At 67.0% G+C, this 1470-nt stretch carries 2 protein-coding genes; both read right to left on the minus strand.

Translation table 11 applies throughout. From position 1 onward, the window contains the following. Positions 1-5: 5 nt before the first annotated feature. Entirely contained in the window at positions 6-782 is a 777-nt protein-coding gene (locus tag EOA28_RS35500) for a hypothetical protein (RefSeq protein ID WP_128315835.1), read from the minus strand. 169 nt (positions 783-951) lie between these two features. Beyond that, a complete protein-coding gene (locus EOA28_RS35505) occupies positions 952-1350 on the minus strand; it encodes a periplasmic heavy metal sensor (RefSeq protein ID WP_127250994.1) in 399 nt (132 codons plus the stop codon). Between the last annotated feature and the right edge of the window lie 120 nt (positions 1351-1470).

Genomic DNA, 1470 nt, shown 5'->3' on the forward strand with positions numbered 1-1470 from the left:
TTCTTTCAGCGCATTCTTATCATGAATACAAGAATGCCTCCCGCCAGACCCTCTACCTCTTCCTTCCCTGCCTTGCGGCCTTCAATGCTTTCCCATTCGCCAATTATTTCCTCTACCGCAAGCATGAGGCTGGCTGCGGCCAGCTTCCATGACGGCCGCAAACGGCCGCCCGGCAGTTTCCAGGCCCAGCTCGAAAGCCAGCGCGGGCACGCCCGGTCGAGGCGGCGCAGCCACGGCCTTCCAACCAACACGGCCTCGCTTGCCGCGTCATCGAGGAGAAGGCGTGGCCGCCGCAGGCGCCAAAGAGCGGCCGTGCCGAAGCCCAAGGCAAACAAGATCGCCGCGCCCAGGCCCCAGGCCGCCGGCAACGGCTGCCCAATGACTGCGCAGGCCAAGCCCGCAGAAACGGCAACCAGGGCGCCCAGCGGCGCGAAGATCGCCAGCGTCGCCCTGCCGGCCATGTGGCGGCGCTGTCTGGAGCCAAGCGGCAGCGCCTTGAGGAAGGGCGCGAAAGCGCGTTCAAGGCAGAGCCTGGCGACTGCGTTGCCTGCGAGCGCCCCGAGTACGGCCAGGGTGAGCGGCAGGCCAAGCGTCCACAGGAGCTGGTCGTCCCGCAATTTCGGCGCCGCGGCATGCAGGGCAAGCACGATATCGGCGATCGCATAGGCCAGCAGCGCGCCGCCGCCGAGCCCGATCCAGGCGAGATCGCGGCACCGCATCGCCCGCAGGCCGGCGACGAGCTCGCGCCAGAGCAATATCAGGACAAGCCGGTCGTGCCGCATTGGTTCGCCATCATGGTTCCGACACTAGAGCGGTTCAGCGTTTCACGGAATCGCCGAACCGCTCTAAGCCTTTGTATTTACGCAATTCCTGACGGAAAACCGCTCCGCACTTTTCCTGGAATTGCTCTAGAATAGGTCACGGCAATTGTGCCGCGAGTGGGGCGATGGCTCACCCGGCCGGCTTGGCGTTGACGTTCTTCATGGCGGCAAGCAGGTAGTCCTGCACCGTTGCCTGAAGGTTTGTGGTGGCGGCGCGCACCGCGGCCATCGCCTGCCTAACCGCCCCCTCGTCGAAAGGCTGCGCCTTCTCGGCCGCAGCCAGGTCGGCGCGCGCCGCGCGCAGCTGCCGCAGCGCCTCGAACGTGCGGCCGCGGTTGTCGCGCATAACCGCGCGGAACTCCTTGCGCACCTCCGGCGAGTAGGCGCCCGCGACTTCCGCCAGCAGCCCGCGCCCGACGGCCGCCTGGCGCAGGCCATGCGCGGCATAGCCGATAAAGAAGAAGTTGAGCGCGAGCGAAAGGGCAAGCACGACCAGCACGGCAGCCCAGATCCATGAACGACCGGTCATAGCGCGTCTCCCTCGCTCGCATCGCCGGCGATCGGCGGTCCGCCGTCGTCGGGAAGCCTGGCGCCCGCGGCGAGCGCCAGAAGCTCAGAATCCTGCGACTGGTCCTGAAGACGCGCCACC

The organism is Mesorhizobium sp. M2A.F.Ca.ET.067.02.1.1 (assembly GCF_004023285.1).
Lineage (GTDB): Bacteria > Pseudomonadota > Alphaproteobacteria > Rhizobiales > Rhizobiaceae > Mesorhizobium.